This window comes from Streptomyces sp. WMMB 714 (assembly GCF_900090125.1).
Lineage (GTDB): Bacteria > Actinomycetota > Actinomycetes > Streptomycetales > Streptomycetaceae > Streptomyces > Streptomyces daqingensis.
In genome coordinates this window covers 231,826-258,435 of sequence record NZ_FMHJ01000011.1, presented here as the reverse complement: position 1 = coordinate 258,435, position 26,610 = coordinate 231,826, and the positions used below count along the sequence as shown (strand labels likewise).

Below are 26,610 nucleotides of genomic sequence, written 5' to 3'. Positions count from 1 at the left end.
TGAGCAGTGAACCAACCGGTCCCGTCAGCCGGGCTGGAGCACCGCCGTCCGGGTCCTTCGTGGCGGGCGGCCCTGCGGCGATGCGGAGTCATTCGCTTTTACGCGCGGTCAATTGAAGGCCACCGCTCGCGAGTTCAGACGAAATACAGCTCTTCCATGTTCCGCACGGCCTCCTCGGAATGACGCACGCGGAACGCCGTCGTCTGCATCTGCTCCCAGCCCCACGGATCCGAATGCCCCAGCGCCAGGCCCGCCAGCCGTGCCCATTCGACTTCGTTCGCCTCCTCGTCCAGGTCGACGCCGGCGTTGTCGTGCATCCAGCCCTTGAGGTCCAGGGAGGCGATCACCGCGCCCGGGTCACCGGTGACGACGAAGGGCTCGTCCCCGTACCAGCCCGAGGCGTGGAACATCGCACCGTCCGGCAGCCACACGAGGTCCTCGGTGTGCTCCATGCCGCCGTGGTACGCGACCCGGCCCACGATCCGGGCGTCGGGGAAGCGCTCGCGCAGCTCGTCCGCCGCCGACCTCAGCGGCTCGTCGTTCCCGTCGGCCGCGTACGCCGGGTCCGCGATCGACAGCATGTTCCCCCATGCCGCGCCGTGCGCCACGTCCAGATCGGTACGCACGTCCGAGGGCAGCGGCGTCTGCACGGAGCGCGGACCGAGATCCTCCAGCACCTCCTCGATGCCCGCCGTCGACTCGGCGAAGGCGCGTGCACGCGCCCCGTCCTGCGGGGGGAGGTCCAGGGCGTCGACGGCGAACGGCGGTTCGAACACCGTCAGATGGCACAGCCCCATCGAGCCGCGCACCACGCGGTCCGGTGCCGAAGTCCAGTGCTTTTCCTCGCTCATGCGGGCCCACCGTAGCGGCAGTTGCCCGTCCGTCAGCCGCTGCCCAGGGTGCGGAGGAGGGGGAGGAGGCGGTCCCAGTGGCGCTGGTAGGCAGCGCGGTCGAAAGCGTCGGTGTCGGACATGGTGAAGCCGTGGACGGCGCCGGGGTAGACCTCGGTGCTGTGGCGGACGCCCGCGGCGTCCAGCGCCTCGTCGAGTTCGCCGTGGGCCTCGGGCGTCAAGTCGCCTTCGGCGAGGCCGATGTGGACCTCGGCGGCCAGCTCGGGGATGCGGCGGTGGGGGCTGTCGGGTGCGTCGGTGACGAGGAACCCCGGATGGAAGCCGGCGACGGCCGCCACCCGGGCGGGGTGGGCCGTGGCGGTGCGCATCGCCAGGGCGGCGCCGACGCAGTAGCCGGTCACGGCGACGGGCCCGGCGTCGACCTCGGGCTGTGCGGCGAGGAAATCGAGGTAGGCGCCCGCGTCGCGCAGCACGCGTTCGGTGGTGAGCTCCTGGACGAGGGGCATGAGCTCGCCGATGATCCCGGGCCGTACCTCTTCCCCTATGTGCGGGGGGAGTTCGACCACGGGCGCCGGGCCGCGCCGGTAGTAGAGGTTGGGGACGAGTACGTAGTACCCGTGCTCGGCGAGCTCGCGGGCCATGTCCTCCAGTACGGGCCGGACGCCGAACGCGTCCGTGTACAGCAGCACTCCGGGATGGCGTCCGCTCTTGCCGGGGAGAACGGCGATCGCGTCGGCCTGACCGTCGGGGGTGGGGATCCGCAGCGTCCTGGTGGGCATGGTTGATCATCTTCGCCCGGTCCGGAGCCGCTGTACAAGGGCCGGGAACGATCACGTCTCGAACCGTCACATGCGGAGCAACCGGGGCCGCTTCGCGCACGGTCGGGCCCGTCTCCGTCCGGGAGGGAGCTCGGCGGCGCCGAGGGCCGGCAGGTTCCGCGGCGGTCGCCGGCGGCTCGCTCGGGGTCAGCCGCGTTCCTGCTCGTCCGTCCGCTCGCCGGAGGCAGTGGTGCGGCGCCGGTGCATCCAGAGGCTCGCCAGGATCACGACGCCGATGGCGGCGATCTTGGCCGCCTGGTAGTAGCCGGACGCCGGCTCGTCCGGGACGAGCGGCAGCCAGGTCCGGCCCGTGGCGTGCCCGAAGAACGACCACAGGGCGGCGAGGATGCCGAGGGCGATCAGTCCCGCGGCGCCCCGCGCGCCCGTGCCGGCCCACCAGGGCTTCGGCGCGTGACCCGCTGCGTCTGTCTGTTCGGCGTCCTTGCCGTTCATGGCTGCTCCCGCGCGGATGACGATGGTCGGGGGGAGGGACGCGCACGGGCGTGCTCCCGGTTGCGCATGCCCGGGCGCCTGCCCGCCGTACGCACGGCGCCCTGTGCGTACGGCCCGACTCCGTTGTGGGGGAGGGGAGTTCAGCGCAGGGCGCGCAGGGAAGCGTCCAGGGCGGCCATGAGCTGCCCGACGCGGCTGCCGGAGGCCGGTGCGAGGGGGTATCGGCGCAGGACGCCGACCAGTACCGGTGTCGCGCGCAGCCGGGCCCGCGCGATCGCCGCGTCCCCGGCCCCGGGATCGCCGCCCGCGTGGATCTCCGCGATGCGGGCGGCGCTCGCGGCGGCCCGCAGGATGTGACCGACCTGGTGGGACTTCGCGATCGGGTGCAGGTACGGGGCGGACGCGGCGTCGCCGGCGGCCCGCGCGGCGAGACGCGGGGCTTCTCCGGAGGCCTCCCTGGCGGCGCGGTGCGCGTCCAGCGACGTGACGCGCTGCAGCCTGGTCCTTCTCGCGCCGGCGGTGAACTCCCGTGCGGCGTCGAGCGCCGCACGGGGGCGCCGGTCGTCGGGGTGGGCGCTTTCGAAGACGGGGAGGACGTCCTCGGCGGCCTCCGCCACGTAACGCGTCACGGCTCGCAACTCGTCCATGGTCAGCTCGAAGTCACCGGACACGGACGCCGTCATGGGACGGAGCATGCCATGCGGGCCGCGTGCCCGGCGCGGCTTCAGCCGGCGGGAGGTGCCTTGCGGTCGGCTTCGTCCTGGACGAGCCACGACAGCAGCGAGGCGACCGTCAGGCCCGACTCGGACGGGTGCCGCAGCACCTTGCCCGGCTCGATCTTGTACGTGTTGGAGCGTCCCGCCCGGGTGTGGGAGAGGTAGCCGTCCTGCTCCAGGTCGTAGATGATCTTCTGGACGGCGCGCTCGGTGAGTCGGCAACGGGCGGCGATGTCGCGCATCCGGACGCTGTTGTCGTCGGCGATGACCGCCAGCACGCGTGCGTGGTTGGTCAGGAACGTCCATCCGGAATGGGGCTCGGGCGGGGCATTCATGAGCGGACTCTAACGACCAGGCTTTCACGAACTCAATTACACGTACTAGAATTCGTGTATCTGTGGGCGTGCGCGCTTGTCCGGGCGGGTCCGGGCCGGGGCGGCAGCCTTCCGGGGAGGGAGAGAGCCATGGAGGAGTCCGCGGTCTGCGAGCCGCCTCCAGAGGGGAACGCCGCCCGGCCAACCGTCCCGCCGTGCCGGGACGGCTCGTCCCCGCGCGCGGATACGGACGAGGACGCCGGACGGGACGCGCACGAGGACGCCGGGCGGGATCCGCACCGTGAACTGGCCCAGCTGCGCCGGGCGATGCGGACCCGGCCCACCATCGACCAGGCATGCGGCGTGCTGATGGCCACGTTCGGCCTGAGCCCCCGCTCGGCCTGGCAGGTGCTCGTCGCGACGTCCCAGAACACCAACACCAAGCTGCACAGCCTGGCCGACGAGCTGGTCGGCAACGCCGGGGGAGGGCCGCTGAGCACGGATGTGCGGCACCGACTGGCCGAGGCCGTCGCCAGGGCGAAGGCTGGAACGGCGGCTCCGGAGGCCACCCCGTAGGGCTGCAGCCGGGGGAGGCGGCGGTGGCTTGGCGGCCTGCGCGGTGGCGGCGCGGGCCGTACGCGGTGGCGGCGCGGCGCCGGGTCGCGTTCCCCGCCGGACGCGCACAGCGTGCGTTCCTGCTCAGGGTTGTTGCCTTTGTGCCAAGTGTGGGGCAGATCGCGTTCCTTCCCGGTGAAAGGACGGCACAATGGGGCCGCTCGCACAGCAGGCTCACGGTGCGCGGCGGACGTCGCAGTCGGCCGTGACGGGGCCTTGCCCAGTTGGTCACGCACATCGTCGACGTGCCGCGCACGTTCGGCTGTGTGCGCGGAGAGGAGGGGCGGATGCGGTTCGCCATGACGTCCGGCCGGGCGGTCGGCACGGTACTGATCGTTCTCGCGCTCGTAGCAACGCTCGCCGGCCTCGTGCTGCCTTCGGACATGCTGGCGGGGAACCGCGCGAGCGCGATCGCACGCGCCGCGTGGCAGGACGACGGCAAGGGGACCTGGAAGACCGAGTACGGTCCGCTCACCGCCATGGACCGGGACTTCCTGCGCAAGGTGCGGGCCGCGGGCCTGTGGGAACTGCCCGCGGGCCGTTCGGCGCAGGAGCGGGGCACGCGGAAGTCGGTGCGCATCGCCGGCAACCATCTCGTCGACGGGCACACGGAGTTGGACAAGCGGGCCGTCACCGCCGGCCGCGCGATGAACGTCTCGCTCCCGACGCAGCCCACGGGCTCCCAGCAGGAGTACCTGGACGACATGGAGAAGGCGCAGGGCGAGGAGTTCGACCAGGTCCTCGTCGACCATCTCCGGAAGCAGCACGGCGTGGTCTTCGGCCTGGTGGGGCTGGTACGCGACCAGACCCGCAACTCGATGATCCGGTCGCTCGCGACGAGGGCGAACGCCATCGTCCTCGATCACATCACCGTCCTCGAGGACACGGGGCTGGTGAACTTCGAGGAGCTCAACGACGTGAAGTGACCGCCGCGGTTCCGACGACGGTTCGCTGTGAGGGGCGCCCGGAGATCCGGGTGCCCCTCACGGCTTTCGCGGCTTGCGGCAGCTTGTCCGCTTACGGTTTGTCCGCCTACAGCGTGTGCGGCTTGCGGCGTGTGCGGTGCCGGAGCGCCGTCCCGGCAGGTTCCGCGCCCGGCCGCAGGCCGTCCGCGGCTCCGGCGGCGCCGTGCCGCCCGGCTCTCAGGCCGACTTGGGCTTACGGACAGCGGCGACGATCGCGGTGCCCACTCCGCCGAGGACCAGGACCAGCCCTCCGATGTTGTCCCACTGGGGGCCGGACTTCGCTTCCCTGATCTTGTTGTAACTCTCGATGGATATCGGGCAGTTCTTCTCCTCGTCGACGAAGCCCGACGTCCTCGACGCGTCCTTGGCGCACTCGGCTTCCGGCTCCGCGGGCTCCCAGACGAACAGGCCCGCACCGAGCACGATCAACAGGGCGGCGAGTGCGAACAGCTTCAGCTTCATGTCGGGGTTCCTCTTGCGTATGCGTGATGTGACAGTCGCCCAGCGGAGCCAGGGCCTGTAGGGCACGTCAAAGTACACCGATCCGTGCCGTCAGGCGGCACCGGCCGGAATTCGTGCGGACACCGAGACGTAGGTCGTGTCGTTCGGAACTCCGCGGGCTCGCGACGCCGGCTACGGCACCGGCCGGTAAGGGCGGTGAGACGGAGCCGCTCCGGCCGGTTTCCGGCGGCTCCGGCGGGCACCCGGCCAGGGTGAGGAGCGGCCGGGCGCCGGTGGGGAGCGTCCGGCCGGTGGAGGCCGCCCGCCGGGCCGGGTCCGCGGGCCGTCCCGGGAAGGAGCCGGCGCCGTGTTCTTCGTGGACGTCCTCGAAGTGAAGGGACTGGGCAACAGGAGCTACCTGGCCGGCGGTGACGGCTGCGCGGTGGCCGTTGACCCGCCCAGGGACGTCGACCGCGTCGTCGCCGCGGCGGCGAGGCGAGGGGTGCGTATCGCGTACGTCGCCGAGACCCACCTGCACAACGACTACGTGACGGGCGGGCTGGAACTCGCCCGCCTGACCGGTGCCCGGTACCTCGTGCCCGAGCGGGCCTCCGTCTCCTTCGCCCGCACCCCCGTACGGGACGGCGACACGTTCGGGGTCTGCCCCGGCCTCGCGCTGCGGGCCGTCGCCACGCCCGGTCACACCCCGCACCACACGGCGTACGTCCTCGAGGAGGACGGCCGCGGGGCGGCGGTCTTCACGGGCGGGTCGCTGCTGATGGGCACGGTGGGCAGGCCCGACCTGGTGGAGCCGCGGCTGACGGAGCAGCTCACCCGCGACCAGCACGCCTCGGCGCGACGGCTGGCCGGGGCACTGCACGACGAGGTCGAGGTGCTCCCCACGCACGGCTTCGGGAGCTTCTGCTCGTCCGTCCCCGCGGACGGCGAGTCCTCCACCGTCGGCACCGAGCGGCGGCGGAACGACGCGCTCGTCAAGGACGTGGAGACCTTCGTCGCGGAGACGCTCGCCGGCCTCGACGACGTTCCCGCGTACTACGCGCACATGGGACCGGTGAACGCCGCCGGGCCCGCGCCGGTCGACCTCACGCCGCCGCGGGAGGCCGGTGCCGACGAGATCCGCCGGCGCCTCGCGGACGGCGAGTGGATCGTGGACCTGCGGAACCGGGCCGCTTTCGCGGAGGGGCACGTCCCGGGGACGTACAACTTCGAGTGCGACGGGAAGATCGCGACCTACCTGGCGTGGCTGATCCCGTGGGGCAAGCCGGTGACGCTGCTGGGCGAGAGCGCCGGGCAGGTCGCGGAGGCGCAGCGCGAGCTGGTCCGGGTGGGCATCGACCGTCCCGCGGCCGCCGCCGGGGGCGGGCCCTACGACTGGCTGCGGGAGGGGGAGAAGCCCGGGTCGTACGAGCGGGGCAGCTTCGCCGACCTGGCGGCCGTACGGGCCGGGGCGGGAGCCGGTGCCGGCGCCGCAGCCGGCCCGGGAGCGGGGCCGGACGACCCGGCCGTGGTGCTGGACGTGCGCCGCGGAACGGAACGCGCGAAGGGCTTCGTCGAGGGCTCGGTGCACATCCCGATCCACGAGCTGCACGGCCGGACCGGTGAGGTGCCGCCCGGCGTGGTGTGGGTGCACTGCGCGACGGGGATGCGCGCGGCGATCGGCGCCTCGCTGCTCGCGGCAGCCGGACGCACCGTCGTCATGGTGGACGACCACCTCGACGCCGCCCCCGGCGCGGGCCTGTCCATGACCCGGCCCCGGCCCGAAGGCCGCGGAGGCTGAGCGGCCTCCGGCTCGTACCGGCCCCGCCAGGGCGTGGGACGCCCTCCCCGCCTGTGCCGCACCCGAGCCCGCACGCCCGAGCCCGCACGCCCGAGCCCGCTCAGCCGGTCCCGTCGGCGGACGGCTGCCCCTGCGCGAAGTAGGTCGTCAACTCCGCCGGAAGTGCCGGGACTTCGACCGGCGCTCCGCCGCCGCGCAGTGAGCGCGTAGCGGCGTGGCCCGCGGCGACGGCCTCCCGGGCAGCGACCGGTGAGGTCTCCGTGGGGCCGCCGTTCGCGGCGAACTCGAGGAACTCCTCGACGAGCCGGCGGTCCGCGCCGCCGTGCGCGTCGGCGTGCCCGTCCCGCGGCCGCGGTATGACCACCGTCTCGTCCGCGTCCTCGCGGTAGCCGGAGCGGCGGGAGTTCCAGACCTTGACGACGGCGCCGTCGAGGTCGCCGAAGTTCTCGAGCCGGCCGTGGTCGCCGATGACGGTGTAGTTGCGCCAGTAGTCCGGAGTGAAGTGGCACTGCTGGTAGCTGACGAGGACGCCGTTGTCCGTACGGCCGTTGAGCATGCTGATGTCCTCGACGTCCACGACGGGGTTGAGGCCGGTGAGCGCCGTGGGCGGCCAGTTCGCCTCCGGGTCGTGCCATTCGCTCATGCGCTCGCCACCGCGGTCGCGCCGGTCGGTGATGTCCCCGTAGACGGCGAGGTCCCCCAGGGCGCTCACCTCGCGGGTGCTGCCGCCCGCCAGCCAGTGGATGACGTCGAGGTCGTGGGCGCCTTTCTGGAGCAGCAGGCTCGTGGTGTGGCGCCGTTCCGCGTGCCAGTCCTTGAAGTAGAAGTCCCCGCCGTGGCCGACGAAGTGCCTGCACCACACGGCCCGTACGCGGCCGACGGCTCCTTCGAGGACGAGCCGCCGCATCTCCCGCACGACGGGCGCGTGCCGCAGGTTGTGCCCCACGTAGAGCCGGGTGCCGGTGGCCTGGGCGGTGCGCAGGACGAGGTCGCAGTCCTCCGTGGTGACGGCGAGGGGCTTCTCGACGAAGACGGCGACGCCGGCGTGCAGCGCGTCGAGTACGCCCTTCGCGTGCAGGTGGTCGGGGGTGAAGACCATGACCGCGTCGAGGCCGGCCTCCAGCAGCGGCCTGTGGTCGCCGTGCACCTCGACGCCGGGCCCGAAGAGCTCACGCGCCGCCCGTGCGCCGCGGGGGTGCGGGTCGGCGCACGCCACCACCCGTGATCCGGCGCCGGGCCGGTGGGCGTGCAGGGCCAGGGCGGCCCGCTCGCCCACGCCCACGACACCGATGCGCAGGTCCTCACTCGCCATCGTCCTGTCCCACCGTCCGCAGCCGGATATCGAAGAGTCCTTCATAAGCTCCGGAATGAAGCCTTCACGCCTGGCTGGATTTATGCAACAGTCCTCAATCAGAAAATCCGACCGGCGGGAGGTGTGCGGCATGCGAGGCCACGATCTGGCCGCTCTGCGGCGGCTGAACACCATCGCCGTACTGCGCTTCCTGCGTTCGCAGGGGCCGCGACGGCCCCAGAGCCTCAGCCAACTGGCCGCCGCCACGGGCCTTTCCCGGCCCACCGTCGACCAGGTCGTCGAGGAGCTCACCGCGCAGGGCTGGCTGGCCGAGGCGCCGGACGCCTCGGGACGGTCGGGCCGTCCGGCGCGGCGCTTCCGCTTCCGCGGGGAGTCGGGCCGCGTCGTCGGCGTCGACATCGGCCTGCACAAGGCCGTGCTGCTGCTGTCGGACCTGGCCGGCGAGGTGCAGGCGTCCGAACGCGAGGACGTGGACCCGCAGATGTCGGGCGCGGAGCGGCTGGCGTACCTGCGCGGCCGCATCGAGGGGTTCCTCGGCGACCACAAGGTGCGGGCCGACGAGCTGTGGGCGCTGTCCGTGGGCGTCCCCGGAATCGTCGACGGGTCCGGACGGCTCACCTCGGTGATCGTCCCGGAGTGGTCGGACTTCGAACTGGCCCGGAGGCTCGCGGACGCCTTCCCCTGTCCGATACTCGTCGAGAACGACGTCAACCTGGCGACCATGGCCGAGCATTGGCGCGGTGCCGCGCAGCTCGTGGACGACGTCGCGTGCCTGCTCATCGGCCACCGCACCTCCTGCGGCATCCTGCTCGGCGGCCGTCTGCACCGCGGACACCGGGGCGTGGCGGGGGAGTTGGGGCTCCACCGCGGGCTGAAGCTGTCGCGCGCCCACGAAGCGCTCGTCTGGCGCGGAGCACGTGCCGAGGGGGAGTCGGAAGTGGCGGCGCTCGCGCGGGCGTCCGCGGCCGGGGACCCGGCGGCCTTAGAAGTCCTCGACCGCTACGCGACCTGCCTCGCCCCCGGAATCGGCGCGCTCCTGCTCGCCGTGGACCCCGAACTGATCGTCCTCTCCGGCGGGATGACCCCCGTCGGTGAGGCGCTTGTCCCGCTGCTCACCAGGCATCTGCGGGAAGTCCCCGTGGACGTCGACATGCACGTGCCCCGCATCGCCGTCAGCACGCTGGGCGAGCAGGGCGTCGCGCTCGGCGCCGTCCGCAAGGCGCTCGACACCGTCGAGGCAGCGCTGTCCGACGCCACCGTCCCTCTGCCGTCCGTCGCCCGCTGAGAGCAGCGGCCGTCCCGTACCCGCGGCCGGGCAGGGCCCGCGCGCCGCGGCCGAACACCTCCGTCCCCCATCTCCCGGTCCCCCGTCCCTCGCCCCTTCGGAGGCGCGCATGCGCAGGAGAACTCTGCTCGCCGGAGCGCTGACGGCACCCGCCGCCGCGGCTGTCACCGGTTGTACGAACGGCGGTTCCGCGGCGGGTGGTTCGCGCGGCGGCCGTACGACCATCACCTACGGCATGTGGGACCCGTTGCAGGTCGCGGGCGCGAAGAAGGTGGTCAAGGCGTTCGAGGCGGAGCACCCGGACATCGCCGTCGAGATCCACGTGACGCCGTTCACCTCGTACTGGACGACGCTGAAGACCGCGATGCGCGGCGGTTCGGCGCCGGACGTGTTCTGGATGAACGCGGTGAACCTCCAGCTCTACGCGGCGGGCGGCGTGCTGCAGCCGCTGGACGAGTTCATCGAACGCGACGGCTTCGACATGGGCGTCCACCCCGACGAGCTGCTGCGGATGTACACCTACGAGGGCACGCGGTACGCGATGCCGAAGGACTTCGACACGATCGGCCTCTGGTACAACAAGGAGCTCTTCGACAAGAAGGGCATCGATTACCCGGACGAGAGCTGGACCTGGGACACCGTCCGGGAGGCGGCGGCGGAGCTGACCGACCCGCGCCGCGGGGTGCACGGCATCGCCGCCGAGATGAGCAGGCAGTACACGTACTACAACACCATCGCGCAGGCCGGCGGGTACGTGATCCGCGACGGCAGGTCCGGCTTCGGCGACCCGCGGACGATCGACGGGCTGCGCTTCTGGACGGACCTCATCGACAAGGGCCACTCGCCCTCGCAGAGCGCGATGACCGACACCAGGGGACGCCAGCTCTACCTGTCGGAGAAGGTCGCCATGAACTACGACCTCTCCGCGATGGCCTCCCAGATGTACGCCGCCCCCGCCATCAAGGACCACGGCAGCGTCGCCGTCCTCCCCAAGGGGCGCGAGCGTGCCACCACGATCCACGGCCTCGCCGCGGCGATCTCCGGCAAGAGCCGCAACACCGAGGCCGCGTGGAAGTTCGTGCGGTTCCTCGGCTCCCGGAAGGCCGCCCGCATCCAGGCGGAGGAGGGCGTGACGATCTCCTCCTACCGCGGCACGCAGGACGCGTGGGTGAAGTCCATGCCGGAGTTCGACCTCCAGGTCTTCATCGACATGCTCGACTACGCCGTCCCGTATCCCGCCTCCAGACGCACAGCGGTGTGGGAGAACCTCCAACCCCAGCTGCTGGGACGCCCGTTCTCCGGCAAGGGCGGCATCGAGGACGCGTCCCGGACCCTGGCCCGCCAGATGGACCTCGCCCTGGAACAGGAGAAGTGACGACATGGCTGTCTTCCCCTCCACGGCCGCGAAGGCCCACGCGGACCGCCGTTCGAGCAGCGCGCGGCAGCGCGGCGGCAGCGCCCGGCCGAAACGGCGTTCGCAGCGGTCGGCGTACCTGTTCATCGCCCCCATCGCGCTCGGCTTCCTCGTCTTCTACATCTGGCCGCTGCTCCAGACGTTCTGGTTCAGCTTCACCTCCTTCGGCGTCTTCGGAGGCAGCAGCTGGGTCGGGGGTGAGAACTACTCGCGCGTGGTGAGCGACGTGACCGTCGGCCAGGCCCTCGGGAACACGCTGCTGTACATGGGGATGGGCCTTCTGACGCTGCCCGTCGCGATCGTCCTCGCCGACCTCATGAACAGGAGGGGCCTGCGCGGCGTCCCGGTCTACAGGGCGCTGTACTTCCTGCCGTTCATCACGATGCCCGCGGCCGTCGGACTCGTCTGGAACTGGCTCTACAACGGCGACTTCGGGATGGTGAACCAGGCGCTGTCCTGGATCGGCATCGAGGGGCGCTACTGGGTCTCCGACCCCTCGACCGCCGTGTACGCGATCGGCGCCGTGATGATCTGGTCGCACGTCGGCTACTACCTGATCATTTTCACCGCGGGCATCAAGGCCATCCCGAGGGACTACTACGAGGCCGCGCAGATCGACGGGGCCGGGCCGGTACGGCGCTTCTTCCGCATCACGCTGCCGCTGCTGAGCCCCAGCATCTTCTTCGCGTCGGTCATCTGCGTGATCAACTCGCTCCAGCAGTTCGACCTGATCTTCGTGATGATGAGCCCCGAGAACCCCGCGCTCGGCGAGACCCAGTCGATCGTCACGCTCTTCTTCAAGTGGGCCTTCGACGAGAACGCCCAGGGGCCGGCCGCCGCGCTGGCCTTCCTCCTCATGCTGCTGATCGCCGCACTGACGTACCTGCAGTTCCGCTTCCAGAAGAGGTGGGTGCACTATGCCTGAGCCCGCAACGACCACGCCCACCGCACCCGCGGCGGAACCCGCCGCCCGCCCCGGCAGGGCGGACGCCCGCCGGGGACGCCTCGACCTGGGCGGACTCGCCACCCACGCGGTGCTCTCCCTGGGGGCCGTGGCGATGGTCTTCCCGTTCCTGTGGCAGCTCCTCACCGCCTTCAAGACGATGCCGGAGTCCGTGCGGGTACCGCCGACCATCCTCCCCGCGGAGTGGAACTGGGACGCGTTCGAGCAGGTGTTCAGCGCGGTGCCGTTCATGGAGATGCTGACCAACAGCCTCATGAACACCGTCGGCCGCACCCTCGGACAGCTCGTGTTCTGCTCGCTGGCGGCCTACGCGTTCGCGAGGCTCCAGTTCCGCGGCAAGAACGTGCTGTTCGCGGTCTTCCTCTCCGTGCTGATGGTGCCCTCGCAGCTGCTCGTGCTGCCGCAGCACGAGATCATCCAGCGGCTGGGGCTGCTCAACAGCATTCCCGCGCTGTTCCTTCCGGGCATGTTCAGCGCGTTCGGCACCTTCCTCCTGCGGCAGTTCTTCATGGCGCTGCCCCGGGAGCTGGAGGAGGCCGCGCGCATCGACGGCGCCGGGCCGTTCCGCATCTTCTGGAGCATCATGCTGCCGCTGGTACGGCCGGCGCTGGCGGCGCTCGCCGTGATCACGGCCATGTGGTCGTGGAACGACCTGCTGTGGCCGCTCGTGGTCAACACCGATCCCTCGAAGGTGCCGATCAGTGCGGGACTGATCTCCCTCGAAGGGCAGTTCCTGACCAACTATCCGATCCTGATGGCCGGTTCGGTCATCGCCAGCCTTCCGATGCTGATCCTCTACGTCCTGCTGCAGCGCCACTTCGTGCAGGGCATCGCGCTCAGCGGATCGAAGGGCTGAGACCAGAACCGTGGAGCGCCGGCACCGCCGGACGCCCCACGGCCGCGCCCGGGAGACACGAAAAGCCCCGACCGACAGGAAGGCAGCGGTATCCACATGCCGGAACTCGCAGTGGGGCTGATAGGCGCCGGCGGCATCGCCCGCGCCCATCTGCCCGCATGGCTGGAGCTGGGAGCCCGAGTCACCGTCTTCACGCACGACGACAGCGGCGCGCGGCTCGCCGCGGAGCACGCGGACGGCCGGGTCCGGGTCGCCCGCACGCTGGAGGAGCTGCTGGAGGGCAGCGAAGCCGTCGACGTGTGCACGCCGACCCACACCCACCGGGAGGTCGCTCTCGCGGCGCTGCGCGCCGGACGCCACGTCGCCTGCGAGAAGCCGCTCGCCCTCACCCCCGCGGACGTCGAGGAGATGATCGCCGAAGCCGACCGCGCGGGCGTCCTGCTCTTCCCCGGCCACGTGGTGCGCTACTTCCCCGAGTACGCCGCCATGGCCGACGCCGTCGCGCGGGGTGCCGTGGGCCGGCCCGCGGTGCTCCGCTTCACCCGCACGGGCACCTACCCGGTGTGGTCGCCCTGGTTCGCCGACCCCACGCTCTCCGGCGGCATCCTCGTCGACCAGATGATCCACGACTTCGACTTCGCCAGGCTCCTCGCCGGCGACGTCGTACGGGTGCACGCACAGGCGCGCGGCCACCAGGAGGCGCCCGCTCCGGCGGGCTGCGTGGCCGCGGCGACGGCCGTCCTCACGCACGCCTCCGGTGCGATCAGCCACGTGCACGGCGTGTGGGGGCTGCCCGACGCGCAGTTCCGCACGACGTTCCGCGTCGCCGGACGGGACGGCGTGCTGCAGCACGACTCCGCGCAGACGAAGGCGTTCAGGGTGATCTCACAGGGCGGCCGCGCGGACGGCGAGGGCATCCCGGCGACGAACCTGACCGAGAGCCCCTTCCTCACCGAGCTGCGGGAGTTCGCGTCGGCGGTGGCCGGCGGCCCCGCGCCGCGGGTGACGGCGCGCGACGGGCTGGAGGCCGTGCGGATCGCCGTCGCCGCGTCCGAGTCGGCGCGCACGGGGGCCCCGGTGGAGACCGGCGCCCCCGGCGCCCGCCCGGGCGGCGCCCCCGGCCCGCAGACCCGCAACGAATCGCAGGAGGTGGCCCGTTGAAGGTCGGAGTGCTGTCGTTCGCCCACGTACACGCGGCCGGCTACGCGCGGCTGCTCCGCGACATGCCGGGCGTCGAACTGCTCACCAGCGATCCCGACGCGGACGCAGCGCCGCCCGGCGAAGTACGCGGCCAGGCTTTCGCTGAGCAGCTCGGCGTCGGCCATGTCCCCACCTACCGGGCCCTGTTCGACTGGGGCCCGGACGCCGTCATCGTCGCGTCCGAGAACTCCCGGCACCGCGAGCTCGTCGAACTCGCCGCCAAGTACGGCGTGGACGTGCTGTGCGAGAAGCCGCTCGCCACCACCGCCGAGGACGGCGAGGCGATGGTCGCCGCCTGCCGTGAGGCGGGCGTGCGGCTGGGAGTCGCCTACCCCGTCCGCTTCAGCCCGGCGTACGCGGCGCTGCGCGAGGCCGTGCGCAGCGGCGGGACGGGCCGGGTGCTCACCGTGGCGGGGGCGAACAACGGCGGTCTGCCGGCGGGCGCCCGAGCCTGGTTCGTCGACCCGGTGCTGGCCGGCGGCGGCGCCATGATGGACCACACCGTCCACATCGCCGACCTGCTCGACGAGCTGTTCGCGGGCGCGCGCGCCGTCGAGGTGTACGCGCAGAGCAACAACCTCATGTACGAGGGCGAGGTGGAGGTGGACACCGCCGGCCTCGTGACCGTCCGCTACGACAACGGCGCTGTCGCCACCATCGACTGCAGCTGGAGCCACCCGGACCACCACCCCACCTGGGGCGGACTGGAACTGCAGCTCGTGGGCGAGAAGGCCACGGTGGAGATGGACGCCTTCGGCCAGGTCGTCTCCGGCTTCGACGAGCGCAACCGCAGCGGCGTGCTGCTGCCTTGGGGCACGGACCTGGACGGGGCGATGGTGCGGACGTTCCTCCACGGCGCCGCGGACGGCGGGGTCCAGGTCGCCGACGGCGAGGCGGGGCTGCGCTCGCTGCGCGTCGCGCTGGCCGGTTACGAGTCCGCGCGGCAGGGACGGCCGGTGCCCCTGGACTGACGGGACCCGGCCCGGAAGGGGAAGGGCGGAGGGTCCGCGGGCGCGCGGCCACGCCTGCATCTGGTCGATATTCCGGCTGGTGCGGGTTCGCGGGTCCTCCCTTCGTGCTCCGCCTCGCGCCGTACCGCCATCCGGTCGCGGGCCCGACGACGTACCGGCGCGGTGGCGCGAGAATCACCACGGAGACAAGGAGGGCACCACATGACAGAGCTGACGTATCCCCCGCCCCGCTACCTCGGCGAAGGCGGCGAGGTCAACGCCGCGTTCAGGTCCGCCGACACGGAGCCGGAGCTGTCGTCGGGGACGGGGAACAACACCCACTACCTGGCGACCGGCGAGAGCACCGGAGGTGAATTCGGCCTGTACAAGGTGGAGTTGGGGCCGCGTTCACCGGGACCGAGCACGCACTTCCACCGCGCGGTCTCCGAGTCCTTCTACATCCTCTCCGGCGAGATGCAGCTCTTCGACGGCGAGCGGTGGATCACCGGCCGGGAGGGCGACTTCCTGTACGTGCCGGTGGGCGGCCTGCACGCGTTCAAGAACACCTCGGACGATCCCGTCTCCATGCTGCTGCTCTTCTCCCCCGGGGCGCCCCGCGAGGACTACTTCGAGCGCGTCGCCGAGATGACGCGCCGGGGCGGGCAGGAGCTGGAGGAGTTCCGCGTGCGGCACGACAGCTTCTTCGTCGACGAGTAGCCGGCCCCGCCGCCCCGGGCCCCGCAGCGCCCCCGAACCCGCAGCGCCTCGCGATCCCTGCGCCCGCGATCCCTGCGCCCCGCGGCCGCTCCTCCGCCACCGGGCCGCTGCGCACGACGGCACGGCAGACCGTCGGGGACCGCACGCGGATCCCCTCCGGCCTGCCGTGCCGTGTGCTCGTCGTGCGCGGCCCGCAGCGGCGCTACGGGCCGCGCGGCCGGGTCAGCCCTGGCGCAGCCACACCGTGGTCTCGCCGGGCAGCCCGCCGTCGACGGGAGAGCTGCTCAGCAACAGCTCGCCCTCCGGCAGCGGCTTCGTCTCCGTGCCGAAGTTGGTGATGCAGTGCCAGCCGTCGGGGCGTACGAAGTGCAGCACGTCCCCGTCCCCGGTCTCCGGGTCGCCGATCCACTGCATCGACTCGTCCGAGCCGACGAGCTTGTGCCGCAGCCGCAGCGCCTCCCGGTACAGCTCCAGCGTGGAGCCCTCCTGGCCCTCCTGCGCCTCGACCGACAGCTCACCGAAGTACGGCGGCTGAGGCAGCCACGGCCTGCCGCCGAACCCGAACGAGTCACCCCCGCGCTTCCACGGCAGCGGTACGCGGCAGCCGTCGCGGCCCTTGCGGGTGTGGGAGCTGCGCTCCCAGACGGGGTCCTGGAGATCCCCCTCCGCGATGTCGGCGACCTCGGGCAGCCCGAGCTCCTCACCCTGGTACATGTACGCGGAGCCGGGCAGCGCCAGCTCCAGCAGGGTCGCGGCCCTGGCGCGGCGCAGCCCGAGTTCGCGGTCCAGCGGGGGCTCGGAGCCGCCGCTGAGCAGCCACTCCTCGTGGTCGGCGCCCTCGGGTATCGCGAGACGCGACGCGTGCCGGATCACGTCGTGGTTGGAGAGCACCCACGTCGCGGACGCGCCTGCCGCCTGCGCCGTGCGCAGCGAGACGTCGATCACGGAGCGCAGCTCCGAGGCGTTCCAGCCGGTCTTGAGGTAGTCGAAGTTGAACGCCTGTCCCAGGCCCTCGGGACGGGCGTAGAGCACCATCCGCTCGTTCTTCACCCACGCCTCCGCGACGCCGACGCGGGGCGGGTCGTACTCGTTGAAGACTCCGCGCCACTCGCGGTAGATGTCGTGCACCTCGTTGCGGTCGAGGAACGGGTGCTGGCCGTCCTCGACGGACTCCATCTGCTGCTCGATCGGGGCGTCGCCCACGTCGCGCAGCGGTTCGGAGAGGTCCTTGACGAGGGCGTTCGCGACGTCGATGCGGTAGCCGTCCACGCCGCGGTCCGACCAGAAGCGCAGCGTCTTGACGAAGTCGGCGCGCACCTCGGGGTTGTCCCAGTTCAGGTCGGGCTGCTCCGGGGCGAACAGATGCAGGTACCACCATCCGTCGGGCAGCCGCGTCCAGGCGGGCCCGCCGAAGTTGGACTGCCAGTCGGAGGGCGGCAGTTCGCCGTTCTCGCCCTTGCCCTGGCGGAAGACGTAGCGGTCCCGCTCGGGCGATCCGGGCCCCGCCTCAAGCGCCGCCTGGAACCACTCGTGGTCGTTGGAGGTGTGGTTCGGGACGATGTCGATGATCACCTTGATGCCGAAGCGGTGGGCCTCGGCGACCATCTCGTCGAAGTCGTCCAGCGTGCCCAGCCGCGGGTCGACGTTGCGGTAGTCGGCCACGTCGTAACCGCCGTCGGCGAGCGCCGACGGGTAGAAGGGGCTCAACCAGACGGCGTCGACGCCCAGTTCGGCGAGGTAGGGCACCCGGGAGGTGACGCCGCGGATGTCGCCCAGGCCGTCGCCGTCGGAGTCGGCGAAGCTGCGGGGGTAGATCTGGTAGACGGCGGCCTGCCGCCACCAGTCGGGGCCGTCCTGACGGTGTGGTGCGGTGCTGTCGGTCACTGTGTGTCCTCGCAGTGCGGTGCGGTGGATTCTGTCCGGTAACTGGTCATCTCGTTATTCGGTTGTCCGGGCCGCCGCGTACCGCACGGTGCATGACGTGCCGCGTACAGGCGGTCCGGGGATCGGGGTCCGGGCGCGGCTGGGCGCCCGTCGGCGGACGAGGGTTCCTGGCCGCGGCGCTGCGGCGTGGGGCGGGTGCGGGTCCGGGTTCGGGCAGTGCTGTGTGTTCGGGCAGGGCTGTGTGTCGGGTCCGGGCTCTGCGGAGTCAGGGGCGGCGGGGTGCGGCGGCGGGCCGGTGTCGTACGCGGGCTCGGGGCATCGGATTGTGCCTGCCCCGGATTCGCCGGAACGCACCTCTCAGCCCGCTGTCTCCGTGACCGCTCCCGCGGGGCGGCTGCGGCCGGTGCGCGGTGCCGGGGGCCGGCGTCGCGGTGGGGCCGGGGTCATCGCGGCGGTGCGATGGAGCCCCTGCGGTGTACGGGCATGGGAATCCGGTGGATCGTCGGCTTCAGGTCGTCCGACAACAGTAACGACACCGCTGCCCGTCCCAGTTCGCGGTGGGGGATGGCGACGGACGTGAGCCCCGGCCGCAGCCAGGACGCCAGGTCGGAGTCGTCGAAGGAGATCACGGAGACGTCCTCCGGGATGCGCAGGCCGCTCTCCTCCACGGCCTGGTACGCGCCGAACGCCAGACGGTCGTTGCAGCAGACGAGGGCTTTCGGCGCGGCCGCCCGGTCGAGCAGTGCGCGCACGGCGCGATAGCCGCCCTCGGGCGTCGACCAGTCGCATTCGGCGACGCCCGCGAGCCGTACCCCGGCCGCGGCCGCGGCGCTTCCGATGCCGCGCATCCGCTCGCGTCCGGCGTGCACGCCGTCCGGCGCCGCCTCCGTGCGGTGGTGTCCGCCGACGACGTGGACGCCCTCCCGGTGGCCGGCCTCCAGGAGCACCCTGAGGGCTTCTGCGCCCGCTTTCTCCTCGTCGGGCACGACACAGGCGAACTGGCCCGATTCGTCGAGGCGGTTGAGCAACACCGTGGGGTGTTCCGGCGAGTAGTGGGCGGGCCGGCGGCCCCTGGTCGACATCGACGCGTGGATCATCCCGTCCACCTGGCGGTCGACCATGCCGCGGAGGAGCCGCTGCTCGACCTCGGGGACGTCGCCCGTCTCCGCGACGTACAGCAGGTGCTCCCGTTCGAGGGCCGCTTCGAGGGCGCCCTGGATGAGTCCGCCCGCGTAGTTGCCGCTCGCGACGACGTCCGACACGAGCCCGATGGTGAACGTCTTGCGGGTGCGCAGGCTCTGCGCCGTGAGGTTCGGGCGGTATCCCAGTTCCTCCGCCGCGCCGAGGATCCGCTGCCGCGCTTCGACGGAGATGCGGATGTCCTCGCGGCCCGAGAGCACGAACGAGACCGTCGTGCGTGAGACGCCCGCGTGGCGTGCCACATCGGCCTGGGTGACGCGCGACGACGGCATGTACCCCCTCCAGGTAACTCGTGCTAGCCGAGCATCACCTGGCGTTACTCGCGGTGTCAACGACTTTTCGAGCGGGCTGCCCGCACGCCTCGTCCCGGATCCTGAGCGAGGCCTTGACACGGACGCGCCAGGGGCAACATCCTCCTGCTCACTCGATTTAACCTCGCTGTTTCCCAACCGCCGGGGACCGGACGGCTGTCCCGGCCGCCGGGGCGGCACCGCGGAGCACAGCGAATCACAACAGCCCGGACCAGGCCACAGGCAAGAGGAGATCATGTGAGTGCCATACCGCGACGACTGCTGCCGAGCACTGCCGTCCTTGCCGCACTCACCCTCGTCAGCGGCTGCGGTCTGGGCGCGAAGAAGGTCGAGAGCGGTGCCGACGCGAAAGAACGGGGCCCGATCACGTACGCCGCGGGCAAGGACGTCTCGGGGGTCGTGCCGAAGCTGATCAAACGCTGGAACGAGACGCACCCCGGCGAGAAGGCGACCTTCATCGAACTGCCCGAGGACGCCAACGCGCAGCGCCAGCAGATGATCCAGAACGCGCAGCTCAAGTCGGACACCTTCACGGTGCTCTCCCTCGACGCCGTGTGGACCGCCGAGTTCGCCGCCAACCGCTGGATCGACGAGATCCCGCGGAAGTCGTTCCCGTACGACAAGACGCTCGATCCCATCAACGGCACCGTGAAGTACCGCGGCAAGTACTTCGCCATGCCGTACGCCTCCGACGGGGCCCTGCTCTACTACCGCAAGGACCTTCTGGACAAGGCGGGCATCGACGAGCCGCCGGAGACCTGGGACGAGATGCGCGAGGTCTGCCGCAAGGTCCTGAAGGGCCAGTCGAAGATGTCGTGCTACGCGGGCCAGTTCGAGAAGTACGAGGGCCTGACGGTCAACTTCTCCGAGGCGGTGCACTCGGCGGGCGGCCGCATCACGGACGACAAGGGGAACCCCACGGTGAACACCCCCGAGGCCAAGCGGGGGTTGGACAGCCTGGTCGAGGGGTTCCGCGACGGCACGATGTCCAAGGAAGCGATCACGTACATGGAGGAGCCGGGCCGGCGGGCCTTCGAGAAGGGCAAGACGCTCTTCATCCGCCAGTGGCCCTCGATGTACGGGGTGTCGAGCAACAAGGGCAAGAACAACGAGGTGGCCGGGAAGTTCGGCGTCGCCCCCATCCCCGGGCAGGACGGCCCCGGCGTCTCGTCCCTCGGCGGTCACAACCTCGCGCTGTCCTCCTCGGCGCGCAACAAGGCCACAGCACTGGACTTCATGCGCTACATGACCTCCGAGCAGAACTCGCGGCGGAATCTGAACGACGGCTCCCTGGCACCCGTCTACGCCGACCTCTACGACGACCCGGACATGCAGCGCAAGTTCCCCTGGCTGCCGGTGCTGAAGAAATCGATTCTGCACGCCGAGCCGCGGCCCCGCGTCGTGCAGTACGGCGACGCCACCACCGCCATCCAGGACGCGGCCTACGCCGCACTGACCGGAAAGAAGAGCTCGTCGGAGGCGCTCCGCAGCCTGCAGAAGAAGCTCCGCGCCCTCACCCCGTGACCCGGCCGAAGTGCGTCACCTCCGGACAGACCTGCCCGCAGTGACCGGCCCGGCTGCCTCCGGACCTCCGGGCACGGCAGCCCGCACCGGTATCGCGCCGCCGCGCCGAGCGGCTTCCGCGCCGCAGACGCCGGCCGAGAAAGGAAGACACCACCCATGTCGATAGCTCTGAGGCGCGGGAGTACCGGGCCCGCGACCGCGCGGTCGCAACTGCAAGCGGAGGGGCGGATGGCCACGCTCCTGATCTCGCCGACGCTGGTCGTGCTCGGGCTGGTCATCGTCTATCCCGTGCTGGCGGCGGTCTACTCGTCCATGTTCACCGTCCCCGGCGTCGACCCCGGGACGGGCTTCGTCGAGGGCGGCGAGCCGTTCGTCGGGCTGGACAACTTCGCGTCGATCTTCACCGGAGAGGGCGGCCGCTTCTGGAACGCCTTCTGGAACACCTCGTTCCTGACCGTCACTTCGGTGCTCCTGGAGACCGTCATCGGCCTGGCGATGGCGTTGATCATGCATCAGGCGATGCGCGGACGGGCCTGGGTGCGCGCGAGCATCCTGGTGCCGTGGGCCATCCCCACGGCGATCTCCGCACTGCTGTGGCGCTGGATCTTCGACAGCGAGGGCATCGCCAACACCATGCTCGGCACCAAGGTGCTGTGGACGACGGAAGGCTTCCAGGCACAGACCGCGGTCATTATCGCGGAGGTCTGGAAGACGGCGCCGTTCGTGGGGCTGCTGGTGCTGGCGGGGCTCCAGATCATCTCCCAGGAGGTGTACGAGGCGGCACGCGTCGACGGCGCCGGCCCCGTCCGCCGGTTCTGGAACATCACGCTGCCGCTGGTCAAGCCGGCGCTGCTGGTCGCCGTGCTCTTCCGGCTGCTGGACGCGCTGCGGATGTTCGACCTGCCGTACATCCTGATCGGCGCGGGCAAGGAGTCCGTGGAGACGCTGTCGATGCTGGCGCAGGACGAGGCGTCCAACGTCCGGTTCGGGCCGGCGTCCGCGTACTCGGTGCTGCTCTTCCTCTACGTGTTCCTCATCGCGTTCACATTCATCAAGCTCCTCGGCGCGGACCTGCTCGGCGGCCGGGACGAGCCGGGCGGAAAGAAGGGCGGACGCAAGTCCCCGCGCCGTCGGGCCGACGGCGGCCGGAGCCGTCAGAAGGAGGCGACGGCATGACAAGCACGACCCCCACCGGAAGGGCGGAAGCCCCGGTGACCGAGGCGGCGCCGGTCCCCGCACCGCCGCCGGGCCGCACCGCCCCGGCGAAGAGCGCGGGCAGCCCGTGGCTCACAGCGCTGCGGACGTCCGGCGTGCTCGCCGTCGCCGCGTGGTGCCTCGCGCCGTTCTACTGGATGATCGCCTCCAGCCTGCGGGCCCCGGAGGACATCTTCGAGACCACTCTGTGGCCGTCCGACCCGTCGCTCACCAACTACGCCGGTGTGCTCGACCCTTCGCAGGGATTCCTGCGGTCCCTGGCGAACAGCTTCATCGTCGCGGGCACGACCACGGTGCTGGCGCTGATCGTGGGCATCGCCACGGCCTACGCCCTGGCACGCCTCGAATTCCGCTTCAAGCGGCTGGTGCTGACCGGCATCATCGCCACCTCGATGTTCCCGGTCGTCTCGATCACGATCCCGCTGCTGAAGCTCTTCGTCGGCATGGGGTGGATCAACACCTACCAGGCCATGGTCGTACCGAGCATGTCCTTCGCGCTGCCTCTGGCGGTGTGGAACCTCACGGCCTTCTTCAGGCAGATGCCCACGCAGCTCGAGGAGTCGGCGAGGGTCGACGGCTGCACCCGCGGCCAGGCGTTCCGCAAGGTGATCCTTCCGCTGGCGGCGCCGGGTCTCTTCACCACGGCGATCCTCACGTTCGTCATGGCCTGGAACGAGTTCCTGATCGCGGTGTCGATGACCAACAAGCAGTCCATGCAGACCGCTCCGGTCGCCGTCTCGAAGTTCACCGGCGCCGCTCAGTTCGTGGAGCCGCACGGCAGCCAGATGGCCGCGGGCGTCCTGGTGACCATTCCGCTGGTGATCCTGGTGCTGTTCTTCCAGCGCCGCATCGTCGCCGGACTGACGGCGGGCGCGGTGAAGTAGCAGCGGCCGTCTTCCGTCCGCGGACGGAAGACAGCGCAGCGCGCGCAGCTCCGCACAAGGGGCGCCGGCCCGAGGACCGGCGCCCCTTCGGCGTCGCGACGCGGGTGCCGTCCGCGGCCCGTGTCCGTCCCGAGCGGCGGCACCTGCCGTCCGACGCGCGTCTACCGCGTCCCCGACGAGGGCGCTGGCCGGAGCACGCGCCTGGGCACGCGCCTGGCCGGAGCACGCCCCGGGCCCGATCGCCATATCAACGGACCAGACGGTTGAAACAGCATCAGGGCATGGCGAGCCTCAGCGGAGCGGCCGCGCGCAGCGCTTTCACTCACCTCCATGTGGCACACGAAGAGCGTCTCCCGCACAGTCCTCGTCACGTTGGCGGCCCTCGCCGCGCTCCTCGGAGCGGACCTCGCTCCGGCGGTGGCCGACGGCCGCTCCTCCGGGCCGGCTTCGGGCAGCAGCCGGCACCTCGCCGGCGGCGACCCCCGCGCGCAGGGCGCGAAGATCTTCCGGGGCCAGGCCTTCGACACGTGCCGCACACCGTCGTCCGCCGTGATGCGCGCCTGGTACGGGACCTCCCCGTTCAAGGCCGTGGGCGTCTACATCGGCGGACGGGCCCGCGCCTGCACCAACCAGCCCCACCTCGACGCCGACTGGGTGCGCAGGGCCGACGCGACCGGCTGGAAGCTGCTGCCCCTCTACGTCGGCTCGCAGTCGTACTGCGTCCGCGCGAGCAACAAGCGGGCGTTCACCATGTCGCGCCGGCACCCCACCGCGCAGGGCGGCAGCGAGGGACGCGACGCCGTGCGCCAGGCCAGGAAGCTCGGGCTGGGCAAGCGCAGCGCGCTGTACCTCGACATGGAGGCGTACGACAACTCGAACACCGCCTGCGCGATCACCACGCTCCGCTTCATCCAGGGCTGGAACAAGGCCGTGCGCAAGGCGGGTTACTTCCCCGGCTTCTACAGCAGCAGCGACTCCGGCATCGAGCACATGGAGGGCGCGCGCAAGGCGGGCAGGAAGAACCTGCCGGAGGTGCTGTGGTTCGCGCGGTGGCGGGTCAAGCCGTCCCTGAACAACGACAGGTACATCGCCAGGCACGCGTGGAAGCCGCACAGGCGCATCCACCAGTACGACGGGAACGTGCAGCGGACGTACGGCGGTCACCGGCTGGACATCGACCGCAACCTCGTCGACGCCCCGGTGGCCGTGGTGAAGTGAGGCCGCGACCGGGGCACCGGCGGTCCTCCTCACCGGCCCGGCAGCCCCTCGCGTCCCGTACGCCCCCGGCGGACGCCGGGCCCGTACACGCGCCCCTGAGCCACCCTTAGTCCTGCGGAGGACCGTGTCCACCCTACGGAGGTGCGGCCGTCCGCACCTCTCCGCCCAGAGGCGGAGGTGCCTTCGCGACCTCCGGTCGATCCGTGCGCGGCCGTCCGCTCCTAGCGTTGAGCCATGACCACGCCTGGGACTGTCCGGCCTGCCGGGAACACCTCGTCGACGGGAACGCCACTGACGTTCACGTCGTACGTGCGGGCGCGCGGTCCGGTGCTGCTGCGCACCGCCCGCTCGCTCACCGCCAATCCGTGCGACGCGGAAGACCTGCTGCAGACGGCCCTCACGAAGACCTATCTCGCCTGGGAGCGCATCGAGGACCACCGCGCGCTCGACGGCTACGTGCGGAGGGCGCTCGTCAACACCCGCACGTCGCAGTGGCGCAAGCGCCGGGTCGACGAGTTCGCCTGCGACGAGCTTCCGGAGCCGGCGCCGGACGAGGGCCCCGACCCCGCCGAGGCCCAGGCCGTGCGGGACGCCATGTGGCAGGCCGTCCTCAGGCTGCCGGCCCGGCAGCGCGCCATGGTCGTACTGCGGTACTACGAGGACCTGAGCGAGGTGCGGACCGCGGAGGTCCTCGGGGTCTCCGTCGGCACGGTCAAGAGCGCGGTCTCACGGGCCCTGGTGAAACTCCGGGAGGACCCGCAGCTCGCGGCCGACGTACTCGGGGAGCCCGCGGACGGTACAGCGGCCGGGGCAGCGGCTGGGGCAGAGGCCGGGGCAGGGGCCGGGGTGGGGACCGCGGGCCGTGACGGCGAACTCGCCGCGGCCTGACGCGGGATCGCGCCGCCTCGCCGGAGGGCTCTCCCGAGGGAGGGCCCGCGTTGGCCGCCGGGAGCCGAAATGCGGACGGGGTAGTGACATACCAGTCGGTACGCACGCACAATCAGCGCCACCATTACCCATGCGTAACGGCCCTACGGGAGGCTCCCCCGATGCTGAGCACCATGCAGGACGTACCACTGCTCGTCTCGCGCATCCTGCGTCACGGTTCCACCGTCCACGCGGCGTCGCGGATCACCACGTGGACGGGTGAGGGCGAGCCGCGACGGCAGAGTTTCGGGGAGACCGGCCAACGCGCCGCCCAGCTCGCGCACGCTCTGCGGGACGAGCTCGGGGTGGTCGAGGACGACCGGGTCGCGACCCTCATGTGGAACAACGCCGAGCACGTCGAGGCGTACTTCGCCATACCGTCCATGGGGTCCGTGCTGCACACCCTCAACCTGCGGCTGCCCAGCGACCAGCTCGTCTGGATCGTCGGCCACGCGGCGGACCGGGTGATCCTCGTCGACGGTTCGCTCCTGCCGCTGCTCGCCCCGCTGCTGCCGAGGCTGGAGTCGGTGGAGCACGTCGTGGTCGTCGGCGCCGGCGACACGTCCGCACTGGAGGGCTGCCGCCCCGCCGTGCACGACTACGAGTCGCTGCTGCGGGGGCGTCCCACCGTCTACGACTGGCCCGAGCTGGACGAACGCCGGGCCGCCGCCATGTGCTACACGTCCGGGACGACCGGCGACCCCAAGGGCGTCCTGTTCTCCCACCGCTCGATGTACCTGCACAGCATGCAGGTCAACATGGCCCAGTCCATGGGGCTCACCGACGCCGACACCACGCTGCCCGTCGTCCCGATGTTCCACGTCAACGCCTGGGGGCTGCCGCACGCGACCTTCATGACCGGCGTGAACATGCTGCTTCCCGACCGCTTCCTGCAACCGGGGCCGCTCGCCGAGATGATCGATGCGGAGCGTCCCACGCACGCGGCGGCGGTCCCCACCATCTGGCAGGGGCTGCTGGCCGAACTCGCGGAGAAGCCGCGCGACATATCGTGCCTGCGCTCCGTGACCATCGGCGGCTCCGCCTGCCCGCCCGCCATGATGCGCGCGTTCGAAGAGGAGCACGGTGTCCGCGTCTGCCACGCCTGGGGCATGACGGAGACCTCGCCGCTGGGCAGCTTCGCCCACCCGCCCGCCGGGCTCAGCCCCGAGGAGGAGTGGCCGTACCGCATCAGCCAGGGCCGCTTCCCCGCCTCCGTGGAGGCCCGGCTCGCGGCGCCGGACGGCTCCTTCGCTCCGTGGGACGGGGAGTCGCCCGGCGAACTCGAGGTGCGGGGACCGTGGATAGCCGCCGCCTACTACGGCGGAGCGACGGGGGAGCCGCTGAAGCCGGAGGACAAGTTCAGCCCGGACGGCTGGCTGCGCACCGGGGACGTCGGCGTGATCACCCCCGACGGCTACCTGACGCTCACGGACCGCGCGAAGGACGTCATCAAGTCCGGTGGCGAATGGATCTCCTCGGTCGAGCTGGAGAACGCGCTCATGGCGCACGAAGCGGTCGCCGAGGCCGCCGTGGTCGCGGTGCCGGACGACAAGTGGGGTGAGCGCCCGCTGGCGACGGTCGTCCTGAAGGAGGACGCGGGCGACGTCGGCTACGAGGAGCTGCGGGCCTTCCTGGCCGAGCGCATCGCACGCTGGCAGGTCCCGGAGCGGTGGGCGATCATCCCGGCGGTCCCCAAGACGAGCGTCGGGAAGTTCGACAAGAAGGTGCTGCGCGGGCAGTACGCCGCGGGAGAGCTGGACGTCACCAGGCTCTGACGC

General features: G+C 71.5%; 25 protein-coding genes. 16 read left to right on the top strand and 9 right to left on the bottom strand.

Going from position 1 to position 26,610, the window contains the following annotated elements; genetic code table 11:
- Positions 1 to 134: 134 nt before the first annotated feature.
- The 5 genes from H181DRAFT_RS20875 to H181DRAFT_RS20855 form a co-directional block, all read right to left on the bottom strand.
- On the bottom strand, positions 135 to 851 hold the full coding sequence (locus H181DRAFT_RS20875) for a DUF6333 family protein (RefSeq protein ID WP_078895883.1): 717 nt from the start codon (positions 849 to 851) through the stop codon (positions 135 to 137).
- A 32-nt stretch (positions 852 to 883) separates the two neighbouring features.
- Positions 884 to 1,630 (bottom strand): dienelactone hydrolase family protein, encoded by a 747-nt coding sequence (locus tag H181DRAFT_RS20870; protein ID WP_045866053.1) that lies wholly within the window; start codon positions 1,628 to 1,630, stop codon positions 884 to 886.
- Between the two features lie 186 nt (positions 1,631 to 1,816).
- Positions 1,817 to 2,122 carry a hypothetical protein gene (locus H181DRAFT_RS20865; RefSeq protein ID WP_045866052.1) on the bottom strand — a complete coding sequence of 102 codons (306 nt, stop codon included), beginning with the start codon at positions 2,120 to 2,122 and terminating at the stop codon, positions 1,817 to 1,819.
- A gap of 140 nt (positions 2,123 to 2,262) precedes the next feature.
- Positions 2,263 to 2,805 carry a putative immunity protein gene (locus H181DRAFT_RS20860; protein ID WP_045866119.1) on the bottom strand — a complete coding sequence of 181 codons (543 nt, stop codon included), beginning with the start codon at positions 2,803 to 2,805 and terminating at the stop codon, positions 2,263 to 2,265.
- Between the two features lie 41 nt (positions 2,806 to 2,846).
- Entirely contained in the window at positions 2,847 to 3,173 is a 327-nt protein-coding gene (locus H181DRAFT_RS20855; RefSeq protein ID WP_045866051.1) for a MarR family transcriptional regulator, read from the bottom strand.
- Between the two features lie 129 nt (positions 3,174 to 3,302).
- On the opposite strand from H181DRAFT_RS20855, the gene H181DRAFT_RS20850 reads away from it, so the two are divergent.
- Both H181DRAFT_RS20850 and H181DRAFT_RS20845 read left to right on the top strand, forming a co-directional pair.
- A complete protein-coding gene (locus H181DRAFT_RS20850) occupies positions 3,303 to 3,728 on the top strand; it encodes an ANTAR domain-containing protein (RefSeq protein WP_052708670.1) in 426 nt (141 codons plus the stop codon).
- Between the two features lie 326 nt (positions 3,729 to 4,054).
- On the top strand, positions 4,055 to 4,693 hold the full coding sequence (locus H181DRAFT_RS20845; RefSeq protein ID WP_045866117.1) for a DUF4142 domain-containing protein: 639 nt from the start codon (positions 4,055 to 4,057) through the stop codon (positions 4,691 to 4,693).
- Positions 4,694 to 4,909: 216 nt separating this feature from the next.
- Here the strand turns inward: H181DRAFT_RS20845 and H181DRAFT_RS20840 are convergent, their stop codons facing one another.
- The gene (locus H181DRAFT_RS20840; RefSeq protein ID WP_045866050.1) at positions 4,910 to 5,194 is read right to left on the bottom strand and encodes a hypothetical protein; all 285 of its coding nucleotides are present in this window, start codon (positions 5,192 to 5,194) and stop codon (positions 4,910 to 4,912) included.
- A gap of 346 nt (positions 5,195 to 5,540) precedes the next feature.
- On the opposite strand from H181DRAFT_RS20840, the gene H181DRAFT_RS20835 reads away from it, so the two are divergent.
- Positions 5,541 to 6,971: an MBL fold metallo-hydrolase gene (locus H181DRAFT_RS20835; RefSeq protein WP_045866049.1), complete on the top strand. Its 1,431-nt coding sequence runs from the start codon at positions 5,541 to 5,543 to the stop codon at positions 6,969 to 6,971.
- A gap of 100 nt (positions 6,972 to 7,071) precedes the next feature.
- On the opposite strand, the gene H181DRAFT_RS20830 is transcribed toward H181DRAFT_RS20835, so the two are convergent.
- Positions 7,072 to 8,283 carry a Gfo/Idh/MocA family protein gene (locus tag H181DRAFT_RS20830; RefSeq protein ID WP_045866116.1) on the bottom strand — a complete coding sequence of 404 codons (1,212 nt, stop codon included), beginning with the start codon at positions 8,281 to 8,283 and terminating at the stop codon, positions 7,072 to 7,074.
- A 130-nt stretch (positions 8,284 to 8,413) separates the two neighbouring features.
- On the opposite strand from H181DRAFT_RS20830, the gene H181DRAFT_RS20825 reads away from it, so the two are divergent.
- The 7 genes from H181DRAFT_RS20825 to H181DRAFT_RS20795 all read left to right on the top strand — a co-directional run bounded on the left by H181DRAFT_RS20825 (position 8,414) and on the right by H181DRAFT_RS20795 (position 15,669).
- The gene (locus H181DRAFT_RS20825; protein WP_045866048.1) at positions 8,414 to 9,568 is read left to right on the top strand and encodes an ROK family transcriptional regulator; all 1,155 of its coding nucleotides are present in this window, start codon (positions 8,414 to 8,416) and stop codon (positions 9,566 to 9,568) included.
- Positions 9,569 to 9,677: 109 nt separating this feature from the next.
- Complete coding sequence (locus H181DRAFT_RS20820; RefSeq protein WP_045866047.1) at positions 9,678 to 10,943, top strand: ABC transporter substrate-binding protein; 1,266 nt, start codon at positions 9,678 to 9,680, stop codon at positions 10,941 to 10,943.
- 4 nt (positions 10,944 to 10,947) lie between these two features.
- The gene (locus H181DRAFT_RS20815) at positions 10,948 to 11,907 is read left to right on the top strand and encodes a carbohydrate ABC transporter permease (RefSeq protein ID WP_045866046.1); all 960 of its coding nucleotides are present in this window, start codon (positions 10,948 to 10,950) and stop codon (positions 11,905 to 11,907) included.
- A complete protein-coding gene (locus tag H181DRAFT_RS20810) occupies positions 11,900 to 12,802 on the top strand; it encodes a carbohydrate ABC transporter permease (RefSeq protein ID WP_078895881.1) in 903 nt (300 codons plus the stop codon). Before H181DRAFT_RS20815 ends, H181DRAFT_RS20810 begins: the two co-directional genes overlap by 8 nt.
- Positions 12,803 to 12,898: 96 nt before the next feature.
- Positions 12,899 to 13,963, top strand: coding sequence for a Gfo/Idh/MocA family protein (locus H181DRAFT_RS20805; protein ID WP_074467961.1), 1,065 nt, complete (start codon positions 12,899 to 12,901; stop codon positions 13,961 to 13,963).
- Positions 13,960 to 14,973: a Gfo/Idh/MocA family protein gene (locus tag H181DRAFT_RS20800; protein WP_045866045.1), complete on the top strand. Its 1,014-nt coding sequence runs from the start codon at positions 13,960 to 13,962 to the stop codon at positions 14,971 to 14,973. Before H181DRAFT_RS20805 ends, H181DRAFT_RS20800 begins: the two co-directional genes overlap by 4 nt.
- Before the next feature lie 201 nt (positions 14,974 to 15,174).
- Positions 15,175 to 15,669, top strand: coding sequence for a cupin domain-containing protein (locus H181DRAFT_RS20795; RefSeq protein WP_045866044.1), 495 nt, complete (start codon positions 15,175 to 15,177; stop codon positions 15,667 to 15,669).
- 222 nt (positions 15,670 to 15,891) lie between these two features.
- Here the strand turns inward: H181DRAFT_RS20795 and H181DRAFT_RS20790 are convergent, their stop codons facing one another.
- Together H181DRAFT_RS20790 and H181DRAFT_RS20785 are read right to left on the bottom strand one after the other, a co-directional pair.
- Positions 15,892 to 17,553: a glycoside hydrolase family 13 protein gene (locus H181DRAFT_RS20790; RefSeq protein WP_078895880.1), complete on the bottom strand. Its 1,662-nt coding sequence runs from the start codon at positions 17,551 to 17,553 to the stop codon at positions 15,892 to 15,894.
- Positions 17,554 to 17,996: 443 nt separating this feature from the next.
- Positions 17,997 to 19,025, bottom strand: a complete 1,029-nt coding sequence (locus H181DRAFT_RS20785) for a LacI family DNA-binding transcriptional regulator (protein WP_045866042.1) — start codon at positions 19,023 to 19,025, stop codon at positions 17,997 to 17,999.
- 276 nt (positions 19,026 to 19,301) lie between these two features.
- Here H181DRAFT_RS20785 and H181DRAFT_RS20780 point away from each other — a divergent pair, with 276 nt between their 5' ends.
- From H181DRAFT_RS20780 to H181DRAFT_RS20755, 6 genes are all read left to right on the top strand, one after another.
- A complete protein-coding gene (locus H181DRAFT_RS20780) occupies positions 19,302 to 20,588 on the top strand; it encodes an ABC transporter substrate-binding protein (protein ID WP_254666924.1) in 1,287 nt (428 codons plus the stop codon).
- Positions 20,589 to 20,816: 228 nt separating this feature from the next.
- Positions 20,817 to 21,764, top strand: a complete 948-nt coding sequence (locus H181DRAFT_RS20775) for a carbohydrate ABC transporter permease (RefSeq protein ID WP_254666923.1) — start codon at positions 20,817 to 20,819, stop codon at positions 21,762 to 21,764.
- On the top strand, positions 21,761 to 22,687 hold the full coding sequence (locus H181DRAFT_RS20770; RefSeq protein ID WP_078895879.1) for a carbohydrate ABC transporter permease: 927 nt from the start codon (positions 21,761 to 21,763) through the stop codon (positions 22,685 to 22,687). The genes H181DRAFT_RS20775 and H181DRAFT_RS20770 overlap by 4 nt, the downstream gene beginning before the upstream one ends.
- Before the next feature lie 330 nt (positions 22,688 to 23,017).
- Positions 23,018 to 23,905, top strand: coding sequence for a DUF1906 domain-containing protein (locus H181DRAFT_RS20765; RefSeq protein ID WP_052708669.1), 888 nt, complete (start codon positions 23,018 to 23,020; stop codon positions 23,903 to 23,905).
- A gap of 234 nt (positions 23,906 to 24,139) precedes the next feature.
- Positions 24,140 to 24,793, top strand: coding sequence for a SigE family RNA polymerase sigma factor (locus tag H181DRAFT_RS20760; RefSeq protein WP_078895878.1), 654 nt, complete (start codon positions 24,140 to 24,142; stop codon positions 24,791 to 24,793).
- A 161-nt stretch (positions 24,794 to 24,954) separates the two neighbouring features.
- On the top strand, positions 24,955 to 26,607 hold the full coding sequence (locus H181DRAFT_RS20755; protein ID WP_045866040.1) for a long-chain fatty acid--CoA ligase: 1,653 nt from the start codon (positions 24,955 to 24,957) through the stop codon (positions 26,605 to 26,607).
- The last annotated feature ends 3 nt before the right edge of the window (positions 26,608 to 26,610 follow it).